The organism is Mesorhizobium sp. M0663, assembly GCF_040320585.1.
Taxonomy (GTDB): Bacteria; Pseudomonadota; Alphaproteobacteria; order Rhizobiales; family Rhizobiaceae; genus Mesorhizobium.
On record NZ_JAMYPX010000007.1, the window covers coordinates 172,665 to 198,317 of the forward strand.

Sequence of the window (25,653 nt, forward strand, 5' to 3'; positions counted from 1 at the left end):
AAGAACATGGCTCGTATAGCCGGCGTCAATATTCCGACCAACAAGCGCGTCGTCATCGCGCTTCAATACATTCACGGCATTGGCAAGAAGTTCGCCCAGGAGATCGTCGACAAGGTCGGCATCCCGGCCGAGCGCCGCGTCAACCAGCTGACCGACGCGGAAGTGCTGCAGATCCGCGAGACCATCGATCGTGATTACCAGGTCGAGGGCGACCTGCGCCGCGAAGTTTCGATGAATATCAAGCGGCTCATGGACCTCGGCTGCTACCGCGGCCTGCGTCACCGCCGCTCGCTGCCGGTTCGTGGTCAGCGCACGCATACCAATGCGCGCACCCGCAAGGGCCCGGCTAAGTCGATTGCCGGAAAGAAGAAGTAATTTAGGGCAGTAAGGGAGTAGGGCAGTAAGGCAATAGGAACGGCAGACATACTGCCCTACTGCCATATTCCCCTACTGCCTTCTCCCTGGTGGAGCCGCTGGCATTACGGCGGTGTAGAGATCAACTGAAAGGACCATCATGGCCAAGGAAGCCGCTCGTGTTCGCCGTCGCGAACGCAAGAACATCTCGTCGGGCGTTGCCCACGTCAATTCGACCTTCAACAACACGATGATCACCATCACCGACGCGCAGGGTAACTCGATTGCCTGGTCGTCGGCCGGAGCCCAGGGCTTCAAGGGATCGCGCAAGTCGACCCCGTTCGCTGCCCAGATGGCCGCAGAAGATGTTGCCAAGAAGGCCCAGGAACACGGCATGCGCATGCTCGAGGTCGAGGTCTGTGGACCCGGCTCCGGTCGTGAATCGGCGCTGCGCGCGCTGCAGGCTGCCGGCTTCACCATCACCTCGATCCGTGATGTGACGCCGATCCCGCACAATGGCTGCCGCCCGCGCAAGAAGCGCCGCGTCTAAAGAATTTACCGAACGCCGCGCGAGCGCCTCAAGGGCGCTCCTCCACGGCATTCCAGGTCGCCCGCCACGATTGGATGGTGGCGGGACAACGGAAGGAAAGCACTATGATCCAGAAAAATTGGCAAGAACTGATCAAGCCGAACAAGATCGAGTTCTCGTCGAAGAAGAAGACGCTGACCACGCTGGTCGCCGAGCCGCTCGAGCGCGGCTTCGGCCTCACCCTCGGCAACGCGCTGCGCCGCGTGCTTCTGTCTTCGCTGCGTGGCGCGGCTGTAACCGCCGTGCAGATCGACGGCGTTCTGCATGAATTCTCGTCCATCGCCGGCGTCCGCGAGGACGTGACCGACATCGTTTTGAACATCAAGGAAATCGCCATCCGCATGGAAGGCGACGGCCCCAAGCGCATGGTCGTCCGCAAGCAGGGACCGGGCGCGGTTCTCGCCGGCGACATCCAGACGGTCGGCGACGTCGAGATCCTCAATCCCGACCACGTCATCTGCACGCTGGATGAAGGCGCTGAAATCCGCATGGAATTCACCGTCGATACCGGCAAGGGCTATGTGCCGGCCGACCGTAACCGCGCCGAGGACGCGCCGATCGGGCTGATCCCCGTCGACAGCCTGTATTCGCCGGTCAAGAAGGTCTCCTACAAGGTCGAGAACACCCGCGAGGGCCAGGTTCTCGACTATGACAAGCTGACCATGACCATCGAGACCGACGGTTCGATTTCGGGCGAGGACGCGGTGGCCTTCGCCGCTCGCATCCTGCAGGACCAGCTCGGCCTGTTCGTCAATTTCGACGAGCCGCAGAAGGAAGTCGCCGCCGAACAGGTTACCGAGCTTGCCTTCAACCCGGCGCTGCTCAAGAAGGTCGACGAGCTCGAGCTTTCGGTGCGTTCGGCCAACTGCCTGAAGAACGACAACATCGTCTATATCGGCGACCTGATCCAGAAGACCGAAGCCGAGATGCTGCGCACCCCGAACTTCGGCCGCAAGTCGCTGAACGAGATCAAGGAAGTCCTGGCGGCGATGGGCCTGCATCTCGGCATGGAAGTGCCGGACTGGCCGCCGGAAAACATCGAAGACCTCGCCAAGCGTTACGAAGACCAATATTGAGGCTTGAGAGAGCCTCTTGAACCCGCAATGAAGGAGAAGAGCCATGCGCCACGGATTTAAAGGCCGCCGGTTCGCCCGCAGCATAAGCCATCGCAAGTCGATGTTTGCCAACCTTGCCGTGTCGCTTATCGAGCACGAGCAGATCCTCACCACGCTGCCGAAGGCGAAGGATTTGCGTCCGATCGTCGAGAAGCTGGTGACGCTCGGCAAGCGCGGCGACCTGCACGCTCGCCGCCAGGTGATTGCCCAGATCGGCAATGAAGGCGTCGTCAAGCGCCTGTTCGATACCATCGCGCCGCGCTACGCCACCCGCAATGGCGGCTATCTGCGCATCATGAAGGCGGGCTTCCGCCACGGTGACAATGCCGCAATGGCCGTCATCGAATTCGTCGACCGCGACACCTCTGCCAAGGGCGCCGGCGATCGCGCCCGCATCGAGGCCGAAGGCACCGAAGAGGAAGCCGCAGCCGCATAAGGCTTGGTTTTTCTGAGAAGTTCAAAAGGGGCCTCCGGGCCCCTTTTTCTGTTTCCGAAGGTACCGGGCAGGGCTGGTAGGGGTTTTGTCACCGGTTTTTGCGGCGACTACCCAAAATAATCGGATTTCAGCGGCTTAGCCTTTCATTTTGCACAATCGTCAGGACAATGGCGCCCGACTTGGAGGATTCGGAATGCGCGTTAAACGGCTGTCCATTGTTCTGATCTGCGCCTTGATGGCGTTGGCCGTCGTGCCGGCGGCCAGGCACGCGCTGGCGGAGGAGGCCAAGCCAGATCCCGGTCTGTCCGACGTGCTAACCGATCTGCTGCATGGCGTCGAAGGCGAAAACGCCACTTCAGGCCCCGACAAGCGCGTGCCGTTCGGCCGCGAGGAGGTGCAACTGTCCTTCGCGCCGCTGGTCAAGCAGACGGCGCCGGCCGTGGTCAATGTCTACGCCTCGCAGACCGCCAAGGTGACGTCGCCCTTCGACGGCGATCCGTTCTTCGAGGAGTTCTTCGGCCGCTCGCAGCCGCGCGCGCAGTCTTCGCTCGGTTCGGGGGTGCTGGTCGATCCCACCGGTGTCGTGGTCACCAATTTCCACGTCGTCAAGGACGCCGACCAGGTCAAGGTAGCGACCGCCGACGGGCGCGAATTCGACAGCAAGGTGCTGCTCAAGGATGAGACGCTCGACCTCGCCGTGCTCAAGATTTCTTCTGACAAGCCGTTCCCGGTGATCGCTATCGGCGATTCCGACGCGCTCGAGGTCGGCGATCTGGTGCTGGCGATCGGCAATCCGTTCGGTGTCGGCCAGACCACCACCAGCGGCATCATTTCGGCGGTGGCGCGCAGCCATATCGGCGTCTCCGATTCCAGCTTCTTCATCCAGACCGACGCCGCCATCAACCCCGGCAATTCCGGTGGCGCGCTGGTCAACATGGGAGGGCAGCTGATCGGCATCAACACGGCGATCTATAGCCGTAGCGGCGGCTCGATCGGCATCGGCTTTGCCATCCCTTCGAACATGGTTCGCGCCTTCGCCGACGCGGCCAAGGCCGGGCTCGACTTCTTCGAGCGGCCGTATGCCGGTGCCGAGTTCGAGGCGGTGACGCCGCAGATTGCCGAATCGCTTGGCATCGACAAACCGACCGGCGCGCTGGTTTCTTCGGTCGAAGAGGCGGGACCCGCCGCCAAGGCAGGGCTCAAGCCGGGCGACGTAGTGCTGTCGCTCAATGGCAAGCCGGTCGAGAGCGTCGGGGCGCTGGACTACCGGATGGCGACGCTGTCGATTGGTACGAATGCCAGCTTCGGCGTTCTGAGCAAGGGTCAGCAGGCGACGATGGACATCGCGCTGGAACGGCCCCCTGAGGGCGCCAAAGCTGCGGAACTCACATTGCGCGGCCGCAGTCCGTTTTCCGGTGCCAAGGTTGCTGAACTGTCGCCACGGCTTGCCCAACGGCTCGGTCTGCGCACCGATGTCAAAGGCGTCACCGTGGTCGACATCAACCGCGATTCGCCTGCTGCCGATTTTGGCTTCCAGCCAGGCGACATCGTGCGTGAGGTCAATGGCCTGACGATCGACAAGGCGGCGACCCTGGAACAGGTAGCCCAGCAGGATACGCGCTGGTGGCGCTTTACCGTCGAGCGCGGCGGGCAGATACTGCGCCAGGTGTTGCGTTACTGAGCCCGAACGTCAGCATGATCGGGCTCCAGGCAGAAGAAGTTGCATGGCCGATCTGTTCAGTGTCGATGAACCGGAAAAGACGCCGCCCGGCAGGCCGCTGGCGGACCGTCTGCGCCCGAAGAATCTCGGCGAGGTCGTCGGCCAGGAGCATCTGACCGGACCCGACGGCGCGCTGACGCGGCTGATCGGCTCCGGCTCGCTCGGCTCGATGATCTTCTGGGGCCCGCCCGGCACCGGCAAGACCACGGTCGCACGGCTGCTTGCCGGCGAGACAAGCCTCGCCTTCGAACAGATCTCGGCGGTGTTTTCCGGCGTTGCCGACCTGAAGAAAGTGTTCGAGGCAGCGAAGCTGCGCCGCTCCAACGGCCGCCAGACACTGCTGTTCGTCGACGAGATCCATCGCTTCAACCGCGCCCAGCAGGACAGTTTTCTGCCCGTGATGGAAGACGGCACCGTCGTGCTGGTCGGCGCCACCACGGAGAATCCGTCCTTCGAGCTTAACGCCGCGCTGTTGTCGCGCGCGCGTGTGCTGGTCTTTCACTCACTCGGCGAGGACAGTATCGCCAAGCTGCTGGCGCGGGCCGAGGAGGCAGAGGGCAGGGCGCTGCCGCTCGATGAAGACGCGCGGGCGATGCTCATCCGCATGAGCGATGGCGACGGCCGCGCGGCATTGACGCTCGCCGAAGAGGTCTGGCGCGCAGCGAAATCAAAGGAGGTGTTCGGCGCCGAAGCCCTGCAGCGCATCGTCCAGCGCCGCGCGCCAATCTACGACAAGGGACAGGATGGCCACTACAATTTGATCTCCGCCTTGCACAAATCGGTGCGCGGCTCCGACCCCGACGCGGCACTCTACTATCTCGCCCGCATGTTCGACGCCGGCGAAGATCCGCTTTATCTCGGGCGCCGGTTGGTGCGCATGGCGATGGAGGATATCGGGCTGGCCGACCCGCAGGCGCTCGTCGTCGCTAACGCCGCCAAGGACGCCTATGACTATCTGGGCTCGCCCGAGGGCGAACTGGCCTTCGCCGAGGCGACCGTCTATCTCGCCACCGCGCCGAAATCCAATGCAGTTTATACCGCGTTCAAGGCCGCCACACAGGCGGCGAAGGAATTCGGTTCGCTGCTGCCGCCCAAGCACATTCTCAATGCGCCGACCAAGCTGATGAAACAGGAAGATTACGGCGCCGGCTATCGCTACGACCACGACGAGCCCGACGCTTTTTCCGGCCAGGACTATTTTCCGGAGAAGATGGGAAGGCAGACATTCTATGACCCGCCAGAGCGCGGCTTCGAGCGCGATATCAGGAAGCGGCTGGATTATTGGGCGAAGCTGCGCAGCGAGCGGGAAAAGTAGCTGCCGACCGCACAGTGGTGTGATCGCCGTTGTCTGGCGGGATAAAAAACCCTATCAAGATGCGCCTTCGGCTGGCGGACAGGCCAGAAACGTACCGACGATATTCAGAACGGAATCGCGCCTGGCGCGTGGAAAAATGACAAAAAAATCTCGCAAGACCCTTCGGAAGTTCGCCATAGCGATCCCGCTGCTGGCGCTCGGCTTCTATTTCATTCCCATCCTGACGACAATTTTCATTGTCCTCGGGCTGGTCGACGTGTTGCGCAATGACAACAAGAACTGGGCCCTGTTCAGTGGTTATTTTCTCGGCAACGGCATCTTCACCTGGCTGCTTTCGCCCTTCAATCTGCTGGTCGATCTGCTGTGCTACAGAAACCGCGGTGTCTGGAAACTGGACCAGTTTCCTCCGGACTATCAGCGTGAGGTCAACGAGGTTCTCGACGTCTTCAAGGCGCGCAAGGACGAGATCATCGCCGATATCGACGCCAATTTCGGCAGCGGCCGGCGCGGCATGTATGTCTACCAGTGGTATGGCAAGCACAAGATCGACAACGTCGCCGAATTCAACAAGGATTTCAAATATATCAAGACCATCGCCGTGTCGGTGTTCAGGGGCAAGGAATCGACCTCCTGGCATTTCGGACCGCTGCGGCTCAGCCTGCGCATTCTCTACAATCTTCTCCCGGTGAAGGCCGAGGTTTTCGTCGAGTGCAACAACGCCAGGAACTACTGGCACGACAATCCGCTCTATATTTTCGACGACACGCTGCTGCACCGCTCGGTCAACGAATATGATGGGCGCCGCTACTGCGTGTTCATGGACATCATCCGGCCATCGCCATTCCCCGGCCTGATCGCCGCTCTTCTCGCCATCGTTTCGGTCAGCGTCGAGCGCATCAATGCCATGTTCTACAAGAACTGGAAGATGATCGGCTCCAGCAAGCCGAAGAAGGCCGGAGCCGCCTGACACCGTGGTGTGACCGGCGCGAGGGAGCACGATGTATCATCTGTTGCTTGTCTGCCTTGGTGGCGCGATCGGTGCAATGGCCCGCTTCTTCCTGTCCGGCTTCGTCGCCCGCCGGGTCGGCGAGACCTTTCCCTGGGGCACTATGGCCGTCAACGTCTCGGGAGCGTTTGCAATCGGTGTCGTTGCGCATGCGGTGGCGCGCGACGGCATGCCCGCCATCTGGGCCTTTACCGTTACCGGCGGCCTCGGCTGCTACACCACGGTTTCTTCCTTCAGCCTGCAGACGCTGGCGCTGGCGCGCGAGGGCGAATGGCGGCGCGCCGGCGGAAATGTGCTGCTTTCGGTTTTTCTGAGCCTCGGCGGCGTGACGCTGGGCTTTGCTGCGGGAAGTCTTCTGATTGGCGGCGGGGCGCCGTGAGCGGCCCGCGGAAGCTCCGCCACGACGGGACGGACACTGCCGCGGCAGCGCATGCGGCGCGCCTCATTGGCCGTCGCAGAACCAACGAAACGGTTCGGCTCTATGCGACCGTAGCCGCGGGCAGCATGATCGGCGGTGTGTTGCGGGCGCTTGCCTCATCGACGAGCACTGCCCTGTGGGGCGCTGGATTTCCCTTCGGCACGCTCCTCGTCAACATTGTTGGCTCGTTCCTCATCGGCTTCTACGCGACATTGACGGGACCGGATGGTCGCGTCTTCGCCGGTCCGCTGCAACGTCAATTCTTCATGGTCGGCTTCTGCGGCGGCCTGACGACCTTCTCCGCTTTCAGCCTTGAAACACTCACCCTCGCGCAAGGCGGGAGGCTTGTGGCGGCGGGACTCAATGTCGCGATCTCCGTGGTGGCCTGGCTTGCCGCCGTCTGGCTTGGCCACATCTTTGCAGTTCGGCTCAACCGGCTGAGAGGGTCCAGGCAATGAAGATACCAACACAGGCACAATTGCTGCGCATATTTATCGGCGAAAACGACAAGGCAGATGGCCGTCCGCTGTATGAGGTTATCGTGCTGAGGGCCCGCGAAATGCAGATCGCCGGCGCGACCGTCCTGCGCGGCGCGATGGGGTTCGGCCATTCCAGCCGGCTTCACACCACGAAGATCCTCCGCCTGTCGGAGGATCTGCCACTCGTCATCGAGATCGTCGATGACGAGGAAAAATTGGCCGCTTTCCTGCCCGTGCTTGAAACAATCATGACAAGTGGCTTGATTACGCTGGAGAAAGTTCAGGTTCTGCAATATGGAACCGACAACGAATAACCGAGTGAGATTGCGGGTACCGGCGAATGCCGTTGCATGCCTGCAAAACGGCGATTGGAATCATGGCAGGCGTTGAACAGATCACAGTGGACGCCGGCGAGGCGGGCATGCGGCTCGACCGCTGGTTCAAGAGCCATTTCCCCGGTCTCGGTTTCGGTCATCTGCAGAAGCTGCTGCGTTCCGGTCAGATCCGCGTCGACGGCGGCAGGGTGAAGGCCGATACCCGCGTCGAAGCCGGCCAGACGGTCCGAGTGCCGCCGCTCGAAGTCGACAAGAAAGGTGAAAGCCCGCTCACCGGTCATTCGATCCGCAACCAGGGCGACGCCGACGTTTTGGCAAAGATGCTGATCCATGAGGACCAGAAGGTCTTCGTCTTCAACAAGCCGGCCGGCCTGGCGGTCCAGGGCGGCTCTGGCGTCACCCGCAATGTCGACGACATGCTGGAAGCCTGGCGCAACCAGAAGGGCGAGAAACCGCGTCTGGTGCACCGGCTCGACCGCGACACGTCGGGTGTGCTGGTTGTCGCCCGTACAAGGCTCGCCGCCATGAAGCTCGCCGAAGCGTTCCGGGCGCGTGAGACGAAGAAAACCTACTGGGCGCTGGTCAAGGGCGTGCCGCCGAAGCGCGAGGACAAGATCTCGACCTGGCTGATCAAGGAACCGACGCCCGACGGCGATCGTGTGCGCATCGCCAAGCATGGCGAAAAGGGCGCCGATCACGCCGTGTCCTATTACCGCATCGTCGAGCAGGCGGCGCAGACCCTGTCCTGGCTGGAAATGGAACCCTATACCGGGCGCACCCACCAGCTTCGCGTTCATGCCGCCCATATCGGTTGCCCGATCATCGGCGACCCCAAATATTTCGAGGCCGACACCAATTGGGATTTTCCAGGCGGCATGCAGAACCGCCTGCATCTGCACGCGCGCCGCATTGTCATCCCTCATCCCGACAAGGGCTTTGTCGACGTCACCGCACCGATGCCGCCGCATATGCGCCAGAGCTGGAACCTACTCGGTTTCGACGACGCGAGCGCGGAGGACTAGCGGCGGTGGGCGTCGCCACAGATACGCTCGACCGCCGTGACGCGGTCGATCTGGCGGCCGCCGCCATCATGGTCGGGCTAACCTTTTCGTGGGGCCTGAACTACGTTGCCGCCAAGATCTCGTATGCTGGCTACGACCCTGTTTTCATGTCCATCGCCCGCTCGGCGATCGGCGGCCTGTGTGTTTTCGGCTGGTGCCGCTGGCGCGGCATTGCGCTGTTCACGCCCGACAAAACCCTCGTCGCTGGCATTCTGGCGGGTGCGCTTTTCGGTTTCGAGTTCCTGTTTCTCTATGTCGGGCTCGAGCACACCACTGTCGTGCGCAACACCTTGCTGGTCAACACCATGCCGTTCTGGATGCTGGTCGGCGGTCATTTCCTGCTGGGCGAAAGCGTCACGGCACGCAAGCTCGTTGGTCTTCTGCTCGCTTTCGCCGGACTGATCGCGGTGTTTTCCGATAAACTGAGCGCCAGTGGCGGCGCGACGCTGAGCGGCGATTTGCTCAGTCTCGGTGCCGGCATTCTGTGGGCCGTGACCAATATCGTCATCAAGCGGTCGAAGCTGGTGACGGCCAGCGCCGAAAAGCTGCTGCTCTATCAGCTGGCCGGGGCCGCCGTCGTCGGCATTTTGGTGATACCTTTTGCCGGGCCGCCCGTCCGCAACTTTACCGTCTTGCCAACCTTGGCTCTGCTGTTCCAGGCCGTCTACGTTGTCGCGTTCACCTATGTGCTGTGGTTCTGGCTGCTGCGGCGCTACCCTGCATCTGGACTGTCGAGCTTCACCTTCCTGTCGCCGGTGTTTGGTGTGCTGTGCGGCGCCGTGTTCTTGAACGAGCCGCTGACCGTTCGTATCTTCCTGGCACTCGCCCTGATCGCCGCCGGTCTTATCATCGTCAACCGGCCGGCCCGAAAACAAAGTCCCGGATGAGCATGCGCGATATATTGAACGACCTCGAAGCTGGAAAGCAGCTCTCTGATCCGGACCCGGTGCGTCGCGCCCAGATCCAGATGAAGACGCCGCTGCCGAAGCGCTTCTACAAGACCGTCGCGGTCGCGCCGGTCGAAGATGGTTTTGCCGTCCATCTCGATGGCAAACCCGTCCGCACGCCGGCCAAGGCGCTGCTGACACTGCCGACGGAAAAGGCGGCCGCTCTCGTCGCCGAGGAGTTCGCCGCACAGGAGGAGACCATCGATCCGGTGACGATGCCGGTGATGCGTCTGGTCAATACGGCAATCGATGGCGTCGCCAGTGATCCCCAGGCGGTGATGGAGGACATCCTGCGCTTCGCCGCATCCGATCTGCTCTGCTACCGCGCCGATGCGCCCCAAGGACTCGTCGACCGGCAGAACGAGCATTGGGATCCGGTCATCGACTGGGTGCGCAGCGCGCTCGGCGCCCGGTTCCATCTTGCCGAAGGCGTGATCCATGTCGAACAGCCGCGCGAGAGTATCGCGCTGCTTGGCCAGCATCTTGCCCAGCGTGCCGATCCGCTGCGCCTTGCCGCCATCCACGTCATGACGTCGCTGACCGGATCGGCGCTGCTGGCGCTGGCTGTCGATTTCGGCGAGCTCGACGGCGAGGCGGCCTGGGCTGCCGGTCATGTCGACGAGGACTGGCAGGCCGAGCAATGGGGCCATGATGCCGAGGCCGTCGCGCGCCGCGCTGCCCGCAAGCGCGACATGATGGCGGCAGTCGGACTGCTCGACGCTCTCAAAGGCTGACGGCACTACCTGCGATTTCGCACTGCACATTAGACCAAAGTCATAATCCCAAAGGCGGTCTGCCTCTGGGCACTGCTTTCTGTCATTTTTTGCACCGATGGCTGCACTGAGTCTGCGTTGCGAGGAAACGCGGACGATGACGTGCAGCATCGAGGACTGACGGAATCACACGGGAGGATACGCTCATGGCAATGGCATCGACCGCCGGCAAAACAAGCCGCGGCATGACGCGCGAGGAGAAGAAGGTCATCTTTGCTTCCTCGCTCGGCACCATTTTCGAATGGTACGATTTCTATCTCTACGGTGCATTGGCGGCCGCGATCGGCACCGCATTCTTCAACTCCTATCCGGAAACAACGAGAAATATCTTCGTGCTTCTGGCGTTTGCCGCAGGCTTCATCGTTCGCCCGCTTGGTGCCCTGGTGTTCGGCCGCATCGGCGATCTCGTCGGCCGCAAGTACACATTTCTTGTCACCATCATGATCATGGGTCTGTCGACCTTCCTCGTCGGCGTGCTTCCCGGCTCCGCCAGTTGGGGCATTGCCGCGCCGATCATGCTGATTGCGCTCCGTCTGCTCCAGGGTCTGGCGCTTGGCGGCGAATATGGCGGCGCCGCGACCTACGTCGCCGAGCACGCTCCAGATGACCGCCGTGGCTTCTACACCTCATGGATCCAGACCACCGCAACGCTCGGCCTGTTCCTGTCGCTGATCGTGATTCTGATTGTGCAGAATTCCCTCAGCAAGGAAGATTTCACAGCTTGGGGCTGGCGCATTCCGTTCCTGGTTTCCGCGGTCCTGCTCGCCATCTCGGTCTGGATTCGCCTGTCACTTGCCGAGTCTCCGACCTTCCAGCGTATGAAGGCAGAGGGCAAAGGCTCCAAGGCACCCCTGTCCGAAGCCTTCGGCCAGTGGAAAAACGCCAAGATCGCATTGCTGGCGCTGCTTGGCCTTACCGCTGGCCAGGCCGTGGTCTGGTACAACGGCCAGTTCTACGCGCTGTTCTTCCTGCAGAACGTGCTCAAGGTCGATCCGCAGTCGGTCAATATCATGATCGCGATCGCGCTGGCGCTTGGCACCATCTTCTTCGTCGTATTCGGCTGGCTCTCCGACAAGATCGGCCGCAAACCGATCATCATGGCGGGTTTGGCGCTGGCGATCGTCACCACCTTTCCACTGTTCAAGGCACTGACCCGCGCCGCTAATCCCACTCTAGCTACCGCGCAGGAAAATGTTCGAGCAACCGTCACCGCCGCACCGGGCGACTGCAGTTTCCAATTCAATCTTACCGGAACATGGAAATTCACCAGCTCGTGCGATGTTGCCACGGCATTCCTTGCGAAGAGTTCCGTGCCATACGATGTGGTCACGACAGCCGCGCCCGGAACTGCTGCAACGGTCAAGATCGGCAACGAAACGGCTGAAGCCTATGACGCGGTCGCGGCTGGCGACCAGTTGAAGGCCAAGGACACAGCCTTCGGCAAGGCAATCAATATCGCCTTACAGGATGGAGGTTATCCTCTAAAGCGTGCGGCATCGAAAGTGGCCGACCAGAAGCTCGACGCTTTTGTGGCTGCCAATCCCGAGCTTAAACTCGATGCCACCGCGATTCGTGCCGGCGAAAAAACGACCGTCCCGACAGACAAGGCAGTCGCTGACAAGATCCTGACCAAGGAAGAAGCGGCTGGCGCAACCGAGGTGACAGTCTACAACATTCCCGCGTCCGGCGCTTTTGCCATGTTCGCGGATCCGGCACAGATCAACTGGCCGCTGACCATCGGCATCCTGTTCATCCTGGTTCTGTACGTGACCATGGTTTACGGGCCGATCGCTGCGATCCTGGTCGAGATGTTCCCGACCCGCATCCGCTACACCGGCATGTCGCTGCCTTATCATATTGGCAATGGCTGGTTTGGCGGTTTACTGCCGGTGACCGTCTTCGCGCTGAGCGCGGCTAAGGGCAACATCTATTACGGCCTCTGGTATCCGGTCGCCGTTGCAGCGATGTCGCTGATCATTGGCATGATCTTCGTCAGGGATACCCTCGGAACAGACCTGCACACCAAGCAGTAGCCGACCTGTCCCGGCTCAAGCAAAGCCCGGCGCGAGCGATCGCGCCGGGCTTTGCCAATTTATCAAATACGCGGACGGAGAAGCCTAGCTCTTCCGATCCTGTTTCGCTTCCTCGATCGCTGCCTCATGATACCAGGCACTTCCGAAATCCGTGCGGTTGCGCAAAGAAGCAAGTTCTGCCGCGAACTTAGCCTTTCCGCTTAAATTTGAGGCAGACACGCGCGCTGCCACCGGGAACATCAGGATTTTGGCCGACTGACGAGTGGAAGTGATTTCCATTGTCGGTTTCCTTTCTTCGACAGAACCTAGCCGATTCAACCTTTCCCCAAGATAGGTTCAGCAATCGAATTAGGCAATATGATTATAAAAAGATCACTAGTTGCACATTATTTATGCAAACTATGCTTGTGAGTGATCCCAGCGCACCTTGCAGCGGCCCGGCAATTTTGCGCCGATGCGACCTCACTTTGCCGCACCCGTCGCCGGCGAGAATGGCACACGAATTGCTTTTTGATAATCCGGCAGGTCGGCTGCTGGATAGGCCGGCCTGCTCCGGCGCCATCCAGGGTTCGGTGATCAAGCAACGAGAGGCTAGAATGACGAAATACAAGCTCGAGTACATTTGGCTCGATGGATACACCCCGGTTCCCAATCTTCGCGGAAAGACGCAGATCAAGGACTATGCCGAGTTTCCGACGCTCGACCAGCTTCCGCTGTGGGGCTTCGACGGTTCTTCGACCATGCAGGCCGAGGGCCACAGCTCCGATTGCGTTCTGAAGCCGGTCGCCGTCTACCCGGATCCGGCCCGCACCAATGGCGCGCTCGTTATGTGCGAGGTCATGATGCCCGATGGCGTGACGCCGCATGCCTCCAATAAGCGCGCCACCATCCTCGACGACGAGGGCGCCTGGTTCGGCTTCGAGCAGGAGTATTTCTTCTACAAGGACGGCCGCCCGCTCGGCTTCCCCGAGAGCGGCTATCCGGCGCCGCAAGGCCCGTACTATACCGGCGTCGGCTACAGCAATGTCGGCTCAGTCGCCAGGCAGATCGTCGAGGAGCATCTCGACCTTTGCCTTGCCGCCGGCATCAACCATGAAGGCATCAACGCCGAGGTGGCCAAAGGCCAGTGGGAATTCCAGATCTTCGGCAAGGGCTCCAAGAAGGCCGCCGACCAGATGTGGATGGCGCGCTATTTGTTGCAGCGCCTGACCGAGAAGTACGGCATCGATATCGAATATCACTGCAAGCCGCTCGGCGACACCGATTGGAACGGCTCCGGCATGCATGCCAACTTCTCGACCGCCTATATGCGCGAAGTCGGCGGCAAGGGCTATTTCGAGGCGCTGATGGCAGCCTTCGACAAAAACCTGATGGATCACATCGCCGTCTATGGGCCGGACAACGACAAGCGTTTGACCGGCAAGCACGAGACCGCGCCCTGGAACAGGTTCAGCTACGGCATCGCCGACCGCGGCGCCTCGATCCGCGTGCCGCATTCCTTTATCAATAACGGCTACAAGGGCTATCTCGAGGATCGCCGCCCGAACTCGCAGGGTGACCCCTACCAGATCGCCTCGCAGATATTGAAGACGATCGCCTCCGTCCCGACCAGCGCCGAGGTGTCGGCCGCGGCTTGAGCATTCGTCCCGGCGTAGACCTCAGGTCTGCGCCGTGACTTTCTCTCCGATCGCATCGCAATAAAAAACCCCGGCGTCTCCTCCGGGGTTTTTTGTTGGCTGCAACGATCTGGATCAGACCGAATAGTACATATCGTATTCGACCGGATGCGGCGTCATTTCGAAGCGCATCACCTCGGCCATCTTGAGCTCGATATAGCTGTCGATCTGGTCGTCGTCGAATACGCCGCCGGCCTTCAGGAAGCCGCGGTCCTTGTCGAGGCTCTGCAGGGCTTCGCGCAGCGAGCCGCAGACGGTCGGGATCTTCTTCAATTCCTTCGGCGGCAGGTCGTAGAGATCCTTGTCCATCGGCTGTCCCGGGTGGATCTTGTTTTTGATGCCGTCGAGGCCGGCCATCAGCATGGCGGCAAAGGCGAGATAGGGGTTGGCACCCGGATCGGGGAAGCGGACCTCGACGCGCTTGGATTTCGGCGACGAGCCGAACGGAATGCGGCACGAGGCCGAGCGGTTGCGGGCCGAATAGGCGAGCAGCACCGGCGCTTCATAGCCCGGCACCAGGCGCTTGTAGGAGTTGGTGAGCGGGTTGGTGAAGGCGTTAATCGCCTTGGCATGCTTGATGATGCCACCGATGTAGAACAGGCAGCTCTCGGACAGGCCGGCATATTCGTTGCCGGCGAAAGTCGGCTTGCCTTCCTTCCAGATCGACTGGTGGACGTGCATGCCCGAGCCATTGTCGCCGAACACCGGCTTCGGCATGAAAGTGGCCGTCTTGCCATAGGCGTTGGCGACCTGGTGCACGACATATTTGTAGATCAGCATCTTGTCGGCGTTGCGGACCAGCGTGTCGAACTTGATGCCGAGCTCGTGCTGGGCGGCGGCCACTTCGTGATGGTGCTTTTCAACGCGCACGCCCATCTCGGCGAGCACGGTGAGCATTTCCGAGCGCATGTCCTGCGCCGAATCGACCGGCGGCACCGGGAAATAACCGCCCTTGATGCGCGGCCGGTGACCGAGGTTGCCGGTCTCATAGTCGGTATCGTCATTGGACGGCAGTTCGGTCGAATCCAGCCTGAAGCCGGTGTTGTAGGGGTCGGCCTTGTACTTGACATCGTCGAACACGAAGAACTCGGCTTCCGGGCCGACGAAGATCTGGTCGCCGATGCCTTCGGCCTTCATGTAGGCCTCGGCTTTCTTGGCGGTACCGCGCGGATCGCGGTTGTAGGATTCCCCCGAGATCGGATCGAGAATGTCGCACAGGATGACCATGGTCGACTGCGCGAAGAACGGGTCCATATGCACCGTATCGGAATCCGGCATCAGCACCATGTCGGACTCGTTGATCGCCTTCCAGCCAGCGATCGAGGAACCATCGAACATGACGCCATCGGCAAACATGTCTTCCTCGACCTCGACGACATCCATCGTAACGTGCTGCAGTTTGCCCTTCGGATCGGTGAAGCGCAGATCGACGAACTTAACGTCGTTGTCCTTGATCTGCTTCATGATGTCTTTGGCTGTCGTCATGTCCCTGCTTCCCTATGTGATGACGTTTTGAACATGGCCTTTTAACGGGAAAATTCAGACGGCGTCCATGCCGGTTTCGCCGGTGCGGATGCGCACCACTTCCTCGATGTTCGAGACGAAGATCTTGCCGTCGCCGATACGGCCAGTCTGGGCCGCCTTGCGGATGGCTTCGATCGCTGCTTCGACCGCATCGTCGCCGAGCACGACTTCGATTTTCACCTTCGGCAGGAAGTCGACGACATATTCGGCGCCGCGATAAAGCTCGGTATGGCCCTTCTGGCGGCCAAAGCCCTTGGCCTCGGTAACGGTGATACCTTGCAGGCCGGCCTCCTGAAGCGCTTCCTTCACTTCGTCTAGCTTGAACGGCTTGATGATCGCTTCGATCTTTTTCATGTAAAAAGTGGCCTCCACTGCCAAAAAAGACGGGTTGTGAGCCCCGCTTGCGCCTCAATCAAGCACGAACTGTGCCAATTGATGGGGTGCCGAACGGGCTCACATGATTTGGATACCATGCTACGCGGGAATGTACATTCGCGTCATTCCCTGCGCCATGAACGCCGCGAGCCTACACACCGCCGGTCCCGTCGTCCGCACAAAAAATGGGCAGATCGGATATTTCATGGGCAGCTGCGCGCCGTCGTCCCGAACGATGTGCGCCGCCAAATTGCTTGGCGACCTTCGTTGTTTGCGTCGGATCAAAAACTGGACAATGCTTGGGAAAATGATGTGCATGTCGCCTGATATTCCATGAGCAATGAACTTCTGTCTCCGTCCGAAATGGCCGAGGCCGACCGGCTGGCGATTGCCGCTGGTCCATTCGACGGCATCGGCCTGATGCGCAATGCCGGTGCTGCGGTTGCTGCCGTGGTACTCAAGCGCTACCCGAACGCAACGCGCGTCCACGTGCTTTGCGGCCCCGGCAACAATGGCGGCGACGGCTATGTCGTGGCGCGCATCCTTCGGGAGAGCGCCGTCGACGTCTCGGTATGGGCGTCCGGATCGCCTAAAGGAGGCAGCGATGCAGCACTCGCTGCCTCGGAGTGTCCGGTTGAAGCTCGGCCGCTGTCGGATTTCGTTGCCGAGACGGGCTCGATCGTGGTCGATGCGCTTTACGGGGCGGGGCTGTCCAAGCCGCTATCCGGCGACCCCGCCAAGGCGATCGACAATGTGGCGGAGTTGAATTCGCCGGTCGTCGCGGTCGACCTGCCGTCGGGCGTCTCCGGTGAGAGCGGCAATGTCCTCGGTCAGGCTTTCCACGCCCGAATCACCGTGACCTTTGCGCGAAAAAAGCCAGGCCATCTTTTGTTGCCGGGGCGCGAGCTGTGCGGCGAAATCGTGCTCGCTGATATCGGCATAAGCGACAGTGTTGTTGCGCAGCTTGAACCACGAACATTCGAGAACATTCCGGCGCTCTGGCTTGGCCGCTTTCCGGTTCCGGCCGTCGACGCCCATAAGTATAAACGCGGCCATGTCGGCGTCTTTTCCGGAGGGCCGTCGGCGACGGGTGCTGCGCGGCTGTCGGCGCTTGCCGCGGCAAGGAGCGGGGCAGGGGCAGTCACCATGCTGTCGCCGGCGAACGCCATCCATGTGAACGCGGCGCATCTGACCTCGATCATGCTGCGCAAGGTAGACACTGTCGCGGATGTGGACGAATTCGTCGGCAGTCGCCGACCATCGGCCTTCGTGCTCGGCCCGGGATTTGGCATTGGTGAGAAGACGCGCGAATTCGCCCTGGCCGTGGTGAATGGCGCCCATGGGCAGGGCGGCGGGATTGAGGGCTTGGTGCTCGACGCCGACGGCGTCACATCGTTTCGCGACGCGCCGGATGCCCTGTTCGAAGCCGCCAGCCGGCCGAGCGCGCCGGCTCTGGTGATGACGCCGCATGACGGCGAATTCGCCAGGCTTTTTTCAGATATCGCCGGGGACAAGGACCTGTCCAAACTCGCTAAGGCACGCGCCGCAGCCGAACGGGCCAACGCCATTCTCGTCTACAAGGGTGCCGACACTGTGATTGCGGCCCCCGATGGCCGGGCAGCGATCAACGGCAATGGCGCGCCTTGGCTGGCCACCGCCGGTTCGGGCGACGTGCTGTCGGGTATCATCGCCGCGCTGCTGGCGCAGGGCATGCCGGCCTTTGAAGCGGCCTGTGCGGCAGTCTGGATCCATGCCGAGGCCGGCAGCCGTTTCGGACCGGGGCTGATCGCCGAGGACCTGCCGCCGGCGCTAGTGCCGGTCCTGCGCGAGCTTATCGAAAGTCGCGGGATAGCTGCCGAATGAACCGCATGTTCACGCTGCTCGTTGCGATCGTCAGCGCCGTATTCATGGCGCAGGCTGCGAACGCCGAAACTCCGCTGACGATCGTCGACGACCCGGCCGTTCTCGCCGCCCTCGACAGCAACGGTTACGGGTTCGCCGGCATTTTCGGCGTCGATGGCAAGGGCGATTTGAAGACGCTTTATGACAAGGCTCCGGCCTATCACGCGATTGTCGAAACGATTGCAAGCGACGTCGCAGCATTGCGGGCCGAGATGAAGGCCGGCGGTCGGCCGCTCTACGAGGTGACCGACGGCAATGTTGGCCGTGTCATGGACATGCGCTGGCTGAGGACCGATGCCGCGCGCTTCCGCCTCGTCGGCATCGTCAACCGGCTCGACCGGCGCGACTTCGCCGCGTTGCAAGGCGACACGAGTTGCGGCGAAGTGCGCTTCATCTATCGCCTCGCCTACAGCTTCAAGAAGAACGGCAAGGTTTTGGCCTCGCGCCTGCCATTCAATTTCAGTGCCGTCTACGATGCCGCGCCGGATGCCGACGGCGGTTGTGTCGGCGTCGCCGGACGCTGGGCACCACAAGTCGACGAGAGCGTCGATGCCGGCTGGCTGACCGGTGGGCCGCTGGAAAGGACGGCGCTCACCTTCAAGCAGCTCGAGCTCAATGGGCAAGTGGTGCGCTTCCCCTCCGGCCAGGAGACCGAATTCGGCGGGCAGGCTGCCTATCTCATGCGAATTTTCGGCATGGACGGAGCGGCTGCCAGCGAAAAGCCGCTGGAAAACACGCCCGATACGGCACGTCTCGCCGAAGACGCTGCGCTGAAAGCAAGACTTGCCGACTATGTCCGCACCAATGTCGCGGCGGTCGATCTCGGCGTCTACCAGATTCCCGAGGAATTCCTGGCAAGGAAGGTCATCTCTTGGTCGACCTTCGGCAGTGCGAGGCAGGCCAACCACCTGTTCACGCCACTGTTCCAGTCCGCGGATTTCGCTGGTGTCGATTTCTCTGCAATGAAGCTGGTGCGCACGCCGGAGGCACTGGTCGAGCGGCTGGACAACGGCGCCTGCCAGGGCTGCCATCAGGCGGGCTCGACCGCCGGCTTCCATTTCATCGGCCTCGACGACAAGACGACCTCGCCGCTCAACCGCATCGAGGTCGGCATCTCCCCGCATCTCCACGCCGACATCCCGCGCCGCGTCGCCTGGCTGCGCGCGACTGCCGACGGCAAGGAACCGAACCGCTTTCGCCCGTTATCGTTCGCGCCGCCGGCGACCTGGAACGATGCCGGCGAAATCGCCTATTCGCCGGCCGAGATGGCGATGCCGTGCCTGATGCCGGCGGATGCGGCCCGCTTCGGCGCGACCTGGCAATGCGGCGCCGGCACCGTCTGCACGCCGCTGGCGACCTCGTCCGGCGTACGCACCAAGCTGGCGCAATGCCTGTTGCCCAAGCACAGCGAAGACATGTTTTCCGGCCACCCCTGTTTAACGGGATCCATCGCCAGTAACCCGGCACAGCCTTTCAATGACCGGTATACCATCACCGGTCAGTTCGCGGCGTTCGCGCCAAGCATTTCGCGCGCCGCCTACACCTGCCGACCGCCGAAGATCGGTGTGCCGGCGGGTATCGCCTATCGCGGCTGCGACGACCGGGATCGCAGCTTTGCCGCCTTCAAGACGGGCAAGCCGATGCCGAACGAGATTTGCGGACTGGTCGGCGGCAAGAAATTCGACACCTGCGTGGCGACCAATAACTTCGACCAGTGCCTCGGCGGCGCCGTCAATCGCGGTAATCGTCCCGCCTGTTCGGCCGACCATTTCTGCCGCGAGGATTACATGTGCCAGTCGCTGCCGCCCGATACACCCAGTATCGGCAAAGTGAAGGGCATCGGCTTCTGCTCGCCGACTTATTTTATCTTCCAGATGCGCATCGACAATCACGCCACGCCATGGTCGGGCGCTGTCCGCGCGACGAGGGGGGCCGGGTTCGGAGCGGCGGAAGCGGAATAGCCTGCGCCGACTGCGCATTAGCCGCTATAGTTTCAGGTGGATAGCTATCGATCGAGATAGTCGGCGATCTTCGATGTCCATTCGCCGTCGAAATGGCGGACATGTTCGGCGACGATCTCATCGCTCAGCAGGCTCGACAAGGCGGAAACCAGAACTGGTTCTATCTCTGGAGCCGAGCTAAATCCAAGAGCAGTCAAACGTTCGGACCAGGGCGGATGATCCGCGCTTTCCTTATCTGGCGCGTCCCAGGCCTTTTGCGCATATTCTTGCAGGATGGGAAGCCTCGACAGGTGACTGGCGGCCGCCAGAACTCTTTCAAGTGGTGGACGAGGCGGTACCATGGTGCCAAGCAGTTCACGTTTAAGCGGAATATACACTTGGTCATCGAAGAACGCACTGGCAGCACCGATCAGCAGCAGGGCGCGCGCCGTTTCATATGCATCGCCGGACATCGCTGCATGACGATCTGCGTCAATTTCCGCCCGCCGCGACAACCGTATTTCTTCGCGCTCCAGCGTGCGCGACAGCGGGCCAAGCATCCAGTAGAACAGGCTGCCCGAAACGGTTTTTCCCGGTGGGGCGAAGTCGAAGATTAGATCGAAGCTCTTTTCGAGTTCGGCCAGGTTGAGCCCGCCATTTGTATCTTTATTTTTCAGATGGGCGTCCTCATGGGCCAAGATCGCCGCAAACCCCTTTTGGTCGGTCGCTGCGAGCAGCGGCAGGCCCACGGTGAGAATTGCCCTGCGACCAAGCAGGCCCAGAAACGGCCGCTCTTCACCGATACTGGCGTTGAGATCGTCGCTCAGGATGATGCTCGTGCGGCTGGCGCGGTGTTTGCCGGCAATACTCTCCCAGACGGCCCACAATTTCGGGGCTGATTCCCGAGTAATCCCGTCCACCTTGCTGGGTCGAAAACCGGCGAACAATGTCCCGATCAACAGAACGATGGCCAGCATCGCGGCCGGGATTGCAACAACGCCAGTCGCGATGACAGCGAGCGGATAGCAATCGAGGAACCAGAACCACAGGAGTATTGGGCAAAACAGCGGCATGGCGAAGAGCAGGATGGCAAACCTGCCGAAACGCGCTCCTACATAGAGGACCAGGCGCGACATCAACCCCTCACAGCGGAATGTTGTCGTGCTTCTTCCAGGGGTTTTGCATATCCTTGTTGCGCAGCATCCTGAGCGCGCGGGCGATGCGGCGGCGGGTCGAATGCGGCATGATCACCTCGTCGACATAGCCACGCTCGGCGGCAACGAAGGGAGACAGGAAGCGATCCTCGTAAGCTTTTGTATGTGCCGCGATCTTTTCCGCGTCGCCGATGTCCTTGCGGTAGATGATCTCGACCGCGCCCCTGGCGCCCATCACCGCAATCTGCGCCGTTGGCCAGGCATAGTTCATGTCACCGCGCAAATGCTTTGACGCCATGACGTCATAGGCGCCGCCATAGGCCTTTCTGGTGATGACGGTGATCTTTGGCACCGTCGCTTCGGCATAGGCGAACAGAAGCTTGGCGCCGTGCTTGATCAACCCACCATATTCCTGCGCGGTGCCGGGCAGTAAGCCCGGCACGTCGACGAAGGTGACGATCGGGATCGAGAAGCAGTCGCAGAATCGCACGAAACGAGCCGCCTTGCGGCTGGCATCCGAATCGAGCACGCCGGCCAGCACCATCGGCTGGTTGGCGACGAAGCCGACGGTGCGGCCCTCGATACGGCCGAAGCCGGTGACGATGTTTTTCGCAAAATTCTGCTGGATCTCGAAGAAGTCACCCTCGTCGGCAACTTTAAGGATCAACTCTTTGATGTCGTAGGGTTTGTTGGCATTGTCGGGGATCAGCCTGTCGAGCGACAGATCGTGATCGGTGACCGACTGGTAGCATTCGATCTCGGGAATTTCCGCCGTGTTGGAAGCGGGCAGCAGATCGACCAGCCGGCGCATCTGCAGCAGCGCCTCGACGTCATTGTCGTAGGCTCCGTCGGCGATCGAGGACTTCGTCGTGTGGATAGAAGCGCCGCCGAGGCTTTCGGCGGTGACCGTCTCGTTGGTGACGGTCTTCACCACATCCGGCCCGGTGACGAACATGTAGGACGTTTCGCGAACCATGAAGATGAAGTCAGTCATCGCCGGCGAATAGACATCGCCGCCGGCGCAGGGGCCCATGATCAGTGAAATCTGCGGGATGACGCCAGAGGCCAGTACATTGCGCTGGAAGATCTCGGCATAGCCGCCGAGCGCCGCCACGCCTTCCTGGATGCGGGCGCCGCCGGCGTCGTAAAGGCCGATGATCGGCGCGCGATTGCGCAGCGCCATCTCCTGGACCTTGACCACCTTTTCGGCATGGGCCTCGGACAGCGAGCCGCCGAACACGGTGAAATCCTTGGCGAAAAGATAGACCGGGCGACCGTTGACGGTGCCCCAGCCGGTAACGACGCCGTCGCCGGCGATCTTGGTTTTCTCCATGCCGAAATCGGTCGAGCGGTGCTCGACATACATGTCGAACTCCTCGAACGAGCCCTCGTCGAGAAAGACGTCTATGCGTTCGCGGGCGGTCAGCTTGCCCTTCTTGTGCTGGGCGTCGATGCGGGCCTGGCCGCCGCCCATGCGGGCGATCTCGCGGCGGCGCTCGAGTTCCTTCAGCACGTCCTTCATGACCGGTCCCCGAAACGGAAAGCTGCATTGTGGTAATCATGCCCGCGAGAGAGCGCAAGCGCCGCTTCCTCATGGCTTTTGCTGCGCTGCAGCATCGGGCCCCTTGCATTTCGATGCGAACTGGGCCATATGCGGCGGCATAGGCGCTTGGGCCGGGATAATCCGGCCTTCTCGACGAATGAGACTGGTTGCGTCTGTTTTCCCTCTTCCCGACAGGTCGGCAAGGTGGCGAAAAAGCCCCGTGGCATGAAGCCTGCGGGCACGACAGCGCAGCCGTGCGGACGATGACGTCCGCCCGCCTTGTCGTTTCATGACAGTTTTCGACGGCAGGTTGCGCCCTGCCGCCATTGATATTTGCGGCCAGGAGCCGCATGAAAGAAGAATATTTTGACTAATGAAAACACTTTGACCGGTAAGGACACTGGGGAACTGAACGGTTTCGCCGCACTTGGAATTACCGGCGCACTGCTCAAGGCTACCAATGCCGCCGGCTTTACCGATCCGAAGCCGATCCAGGCCCAGGCGATCCCGCCGCAGCTCGAAGGCCGCGACATTTTCGGCATCGCCCAGACCGGCTCGGGCAAGACGGCGGCGTTCGCGCTGCCGATCCTGTCGAAGATCATCGCACTTGGCACCAAGCGCCGGCCGAAGTCGGCCCGCGCGCTGATCCTGGCGCCGACACGTGAACTCGCGGTGCAGATCGAGGAGATGATCAAGCTGCTCGCCAAGGGCGCGCATGTATCGACCGCGCTCGTGCTGGGCGGCGTCTCGCGCTTCAGCCAGGTGAAGAAGGTTGCGCCCGGCGTCGACATCCTGATCGCAACGCCCGGTCGGCTGACCGACCTTGTGCGTGAAGGCGACCTGATGCTTGCCGACACCAAATGGCTGGTGCTCGACGAAGGCGACCGCATGCTCGACATGGGCTTCATCAACGACGTGAAGCGAATCGCCAAGGCGACGGCGCCGGACCGTCAGACGGTGCTGTTCTCGGCGACTATGCCGGCCGAGATCGCCGAACTGGCGAAAGGCCTGCTGAAGAACCCGATCCGCGTCGAAGTCGCTCCTCACAGCACCGCGGCAGCCGAGATCGTGCAGGGTGTCGTCTTTGCCCGCACCAAGCAGAAGCGCCAGGTGCTGGCCAACATGCTTGCCGATGAGGCGATGAAGTCCGTCATCATCTTCTCGCGCACCAAGCATGGCGCCGACAGGGTGACCAAGGATCTCGAGCGCGACGGCTTCAAGGCCGCCGTCATCCACGGCAACAAGTCGCAGAACGCCCGCCAGAAGGCACTCAACGATTTCCGTGAGGGTTCGGTGCGCATTCTCGTGGCGACCGACATTGCTGCACGCGGCATCGACGTGCCCGGCATCAGCCATGTGGTGAATTTCGACCTGCCGGACGAGGCGGAGAGCTATGTCCACCGCATCGGCCGCACCGGCCGCAACGGCATGGACGGCATCGCCATCACACTCTGCGACCCGTCTGAAAACAGCAAGCTGCGTCAGGTCGAGCGCATCATCCGCACCAAGCTGCCGATCGTTGCCGACCATCTCGGCAGCCCCGATCCGCAGCGCAATCCCGCCGAGAAGAACGAGCGCAGCTTCGAACCGGCCAATGATCGCAACGACCACAATGGCCGTCGCGACGGCAGGCGGCCCGGCGGCGCAAACAACGGCTTCGGCAAGAAGCGGTTCGGCGACAAGCCGGCCTTTGCGGGCGAGCGCAAGCCGGAAGGCGCCAAGCCCTTCAAGGGCAATAACAAGCGCCGCTTCGGCGGCAAACGGCCAACAGCGCGGGCCGCATAATCTGACCGTGTTGCGGTCGGCCAAGCCTGGCTTGGTCACACACGATTGAAGAGGGCGACCGGAGCGATGCTTCGGTCGCCCTCTTGCTTGGGGACCTTTGGTTCACCTTACCACCGCCTCGATCCACACGACGGTCCGCTACGCGAGGAAAGCCGTGGTCGATGGCGACAGCGCGTCGCCGGCAATGACGTGGTTGTCCGGGTCGCCGGTATCGTCGACCGGCACCAATTCATGTGCGGCGCCCCAGCGACCCGCAAACACGATCGCTCGCCCATCACCGATCCTACTCGACTGGCGGCTTGCGGTCGAAATTCAGTGGCCGCGCATTCCAGCGGGTGACCGTGCTGATCACCCATCGGCAGAACGGCCTCGGCAGCATCCTGAGCAACTTCAGCGTCCAACTCAGGCGGCGTGGGAAAGTGACTTCGAAGCCGCCGTATTCGATGCCTTGCGCGATGCGGCGCGAGGCCAGATTGACCGGCATCAAGCCCGGCATCGGCAGGAAGTTCTTTTCGGTCAGCCGCGTGTCGACAAAGCCCGGATTAATCACCTGGATGCGGACGTTCATCTTGTCGAAATCGTATTTCAGCGACTCGGCCAGGATATTGACTGCCGCCTTGGTGCCACCATAGGCGGCGGTGGTGGGCCAGCCGAAATAGGCGGTAACCGAACCGATCAGCACGACATGGCCGCGCGAGCGCACGCGCATGCGTTCGATGACCGGCAGCAGGCCATTGATGATGCCAAAATAATTGACTTCGAAAGACCGACGGAAATTGCGCGCCACAAGATCCTCGCCCGGCGTTGCGATATAGCTTCCAGCGTTGAACACTGCCAACACGATCGGACCGAGATCTTTCTCGATCGCTGCAACCGTCTTTGCCATGCGTTTTTCGTCGGTCACGTCGCAAGGATAGGCTGCGACACGGCCCGCCATCTGCGCCGTTTCGACGATGAGCGTATCGATCGGATGGTCATCTGGCGCAGTCACCGCGACGACATAGCCCCGAGCGGCAAGATCCTTGGCCAGCGAACGGCCGATACCGCTGCTGCCGCCCGTAATCCAGGCGACGCCATGCTTCGGATTGGCCCGATAGAGTGTCATGTTGCGCCCCGCCGGCTCTTCTTAGCCTGTGCTCTACCGGTGAAGAAATCGAATGAAAAGAGTGCTTT

The 25,653-nt window shown here is 61.6% G+C and carries 24 protein-coding genes and 1 pseudogene; 18 read left to right on the top strand and 7 right to left on the bottom strand.

Annotation, left to right across the window (positions count from 1 at the left end):
• The first annotated feature begins 6 nt into the window (after window positions 1-6).
• From rpsM to NKI54_RS16170, 14 genes are all read left to right on the top strand, one after another.
• Complete coding sequence (gene rpsM, locus NKI54_RS16105; RefSeq protein WP_006205445.1) at window positions 7-375, top strand: 30S ribosomal protein S13; 369 nt, start codon at window positions 7-9, stop codon at window positions 373-375.
• A gap of 139 nt (window positions 376-514) precedes the next feature.
• Window positions 515-904 (top strand): 30S ribosomal protein S11, encoded by a 390-nt coding sequence (gene rpsK, locus NKI54_RS16110; protein ID WP_006205444.1) that lies wholly within the window; start codon window positions 515-517, stop codon window positions 902-904.
• A gap of 104 nt (window positions 905-1,008) precedes the next feature.
• Entirely contained in the window at window positions 1,009-2,019 is a 1,011-nt protein-coding gene (locus tag NKI54_RS16115; RefSeq protein WP_023675128.1) for a DNA-directed RNA polymerase subunit alpha, read from the top strand.
• Between the two features lie 43 nt (window positions 2,020-2,062).
• Window positions 2,063-2,494, top strand: coding sequence for a 50S ribosomal protein L17 (rplQ, locus tag NKI54_RS16120; RefSeq protein WP_023675127.1), 432 nt, complete (start codon window positions 2,063-2,065; stop codon window positions 2,492-2,494).
• A 193-nt stretch (window positions 2,495-2,687) separates the two neighbouring features.
• Window positions 2,688-4,175, top strand: coding sequence for a DegQ family serine endoprotease (locus NKI54_RS16125; RefSeq protein ID WP_352572488.1), 1,488 nt, complete (start codon window positions 2,688-2,690; stop codon window positions 4,173-4,175).
• Between the two features lie 43 nt (window positions 4,176-4,218).
• Entirely contained in the window at window positions 4,219-5,529 is a 1,311-nt protein-coding gene (locus tag NKI54_RS16130; RefSeq protein WP_023675125.1) for a replication-associated recombination protein A, read from the top strand.
• A gap of 136 nt (window positions 5,530-5,665) precedes the next feature.
• Window positions 5,666-6,496 carry an aspartyl/asparaginyl beta-hydroxylase domain-containing protein gene (locus NKI54_RS16135; RefSeq protein ID WP_023675124.1) on the top strand — a complete coding sequence of 277 codons (831 nt, stop codon included), beginning with the start codon at window positions 5,666-5,668 and terminating at the stop codon, window positions 6,494-6,496.
• Window positions 6,497-6,527: 31 nt separating this feature from the next.
• Entirely contained in the window at window positions 6,528-6,914 is a 387-nt protein-coding gene (gene crcB, locus NKI54_RS16140; RefSeq protein WP_352593858.1) for a fluoride efflux transporter CrcB, read from the top strand.
• A gap of 125 nt (window positions 6,915-7,039) precedes the next feature.
• Complete coding sequence (gene crcB / locus NKI54_RS16145) at window positions 7,040-7,411, top strand: fluoride efflux transporter CrcB (RefSeq protein ID WP_352691964.1); 372 nt, start codon at window positions 7,040-7,042, stop codon at window positions 7,409-7,411.
• The gene (locus tag NKI54_RS16150) at window positions 7,408-7,746 is read left to right on the top strand and encodes a DUF190 domain-containing protein (RefSeq protein ID WP_254817158.1); all 339 of its coding nucleotides are present in this window, start codon (window positions 7,408-7,410) and stop codon (window positions 7,744-7,746) included. The genes crcB (NKI54_RS16145) and NKI54_RS16150 overlap by 4 nt, the downstream gene beginning before the upstream one ends.
• Before the next feature lie 62 nt (window positions 7,747-7,808).
• Window positions 7,809-8,789 (top strand): RluA family pseudouridine synthase, encoded by a 981-nt coding sequence (locus tag NKI54_RS16155; RefSeq protein ID WP_352691949.1) that lies wholly within the window; start codon window positions 7,809-7,811, stop codon window positions 8,787-8,789.
• Window positions 8,790-8,857: 68 nt separating this feature from the next.
• The gene (locus tag NKI54_RS16160; protein ID WP_502898226.1) at window positions 8,858-9,715 is read left to right on the top strand and encodes a DMT family transporter; all 858 of its coding nucleotides are present in this window, start codon (window positions 8,858-8,860) and stop codon (window positions 9,713-9,715) included.
• Window positions 9,716-9,717: 2 nt separating this feature from the next.
• A complete protein-coding gene (locus NKI54_RS16165; protein ID WP_352691967.1) occupies window positions 9,718-10,509 on the top strand; it encodes an ATP12 family chaperone protein in 792 nt (263 codons plus the stop codon).
• A 185-nt stretch (window positions 10,510-10,694) separates the two neighbouring features.
• Complete coding sequence (locus NKI54_RS16170; protein ID WP_352568580.1) at window positions 10,695-12,581, top strand: MFS transporter; 1,887 nt, start codon at window positions 10,695-10,697, stop codon at window positions 12,579-12,581.
• A gap of 84 nt (window positions 12,582-12,665) precedes the next feature.
• On the opposite strand, the gene NKI54_RS16175 is transcribed toward NKI54_RS16170, so the two are convergent.
• Window positions 12,666-12,860 (bottom strand): DUF2735 domain-containing protein, encoded by a 195-nt coding sequence (locus NKI54_RS16175; RefSeq protein WP_352568581.1) that lies wholly within the window; start codon window positions 12,858-12,860, stop codon window positions 12,666-12,668.
• 317 nt (window positions 12,861-13,177) lie between these two features.
• Here NKI54_RS16175 and NKI54_RS16180 point away from each other — a divergent pair, with 317 nt between their 5' ends.
• On the top strand, window positions 13,178-14,218 hold the full coding sequence (locus NKI54_RS16180) for a glutamine synthetase beta-grasp domain-containing protein (protein WP_023675116.1): 1,041 nt from the start codon (window positions 13,178-13,180) through the stop codon (window positions 14,216-14,218).
• A gap of 114 nt (window positions 14,219-14,332) precedes the next feature.
• On the opposite strand, the gene glnA is transcribed toward NKI54_RS16180, so the two are convergent.
• The gene (gene glnA / locus NKI54_RS16185; RefSeq protein WP_352457514.1) at window positions 14,333-15,742 is read right to left on the bottom strand and encodes a type I glutamate--ammonia ligase; all 1,410 of its coding nucleotides are present in this window, start codon (window positions 15,740-15,742) and stop codon (window positions 14,333-14,335) included.
• Between the two features lie 54 nt (window positions 15,743-15,796).
• On the bottom strand, window positions 15,797-16,135 hold the full coding sequence (locus NKI54_RS16190) for a P-II family nitrogen regulator (protein WP_019857988.1): 339 nt from the start codon (window positions 16,133-16,135) through the stop codon (window positions 15,797-15,799).
• Between the two features lie 354 nt (window positions 16,136-16,489).
• Here NKI54_RS16190 and NKI54_RS16195 point away from each other — a divergent pair, with 354 nt between their 5' ends.
• Both NKI54_RS16195 and NKI54_RS16200 read left to right on the top strand, forming a co-directional pair.
• The gene (locus tag NKI54_RS16195; protein ID WP_352638541.1) at window positions 16,490-18,019 is read left to right on the top strand and encodes an NAD(P)H-hydrate dehydratase; all 1,530 of its coding nucleotides are present in this window, start codon (window positions 16,490-16,492) and stop codon (window positions 18,017-18,019) included.
• A complete protein-coding gene (locus tag NKI54_RS16200; RefSeq protein WP_352568584.1) occupies window positions 18,016-20,019 on the top strand; it encodes a hypothetical protein in 2,004 nt (667 codons plus the stop codon). Before NKI54_RS16195 ends, NKI54_RS16200 begins: the two co-directional genes overlap by 4 nt.
• 44 nt (window positions 20,020-20,063) lie before the next feature.
• Here NKI54_RS16200 and NKI54_RS16205 read toward each other — a convergent pair whose 3' ends face one another.
• Window positions 20,064-21,134: a M48 family metallopeptidase gene (locus NKI54_RS16205; protein WP_352568585.1), complete on the bottom strand. Its 1,071-nt coding sequence runs from the start codon at window positions 21,132-21,134 to the stop codon at window positions 20,064-20,066.
• A 7-nt stretch (window positions 21,135-21,141) separates the two neighbouring features.
• Window positions 21,142-22,674, bottom strand: a complete 1,533-nt coding sequence (locus tag NKI54_RS16210) for an acyl-CoA carboxylase subunit beta (protein ID WP_352691955.1) — start codon at window positions 22,672-22,674, stop codon at window positions 21,142-21,144.
• Window positions 22,675-23,061: 387 nt separating this feature from the next.
• On the opposite strand from NKI54_RS16210, the gene NKI54_RS16215 reads away from it, so the two are divergent.
• Entirely contained in the window at window positions 23,062-24,480 is a 1,419-nt protein-coding gene (locus tag NKI54_RS16215) for a DEAD/DEAH box helicase (protein ID WP_352636693.1), read from the top strand.
• A 138-nt stretch (window positions 24,481-24,618) separates the two neighbouring features.
• Here the strand turns inward: NKI54_RS16215 and NKI54_RS16220 are convergent.
• Both NKI54_RS16220 and NKI54_RS16225 read right to left on the bottom strand, forming a co-directional pair.
• Window positions 24,619-24,735, bottom strand: a pseudogene (locus NKI54_RS16220) (alpha/beta hydrolase); the annotation flags it as partial.
• Between the two features lie 28 nt (window positions 24,736-24,763).
• Entirely contained in the window at window positions 24,764-25,585 is an 822-nt protein-coding gene (locus tag NKI54_RS16225; RefSeq protein WP_352457508.1) for an SDR family oxidoreductase, read from the bottom strand.
• Between the last annotated feature and the right edge of the window lie 68 nt (window positions 25,586-25,653).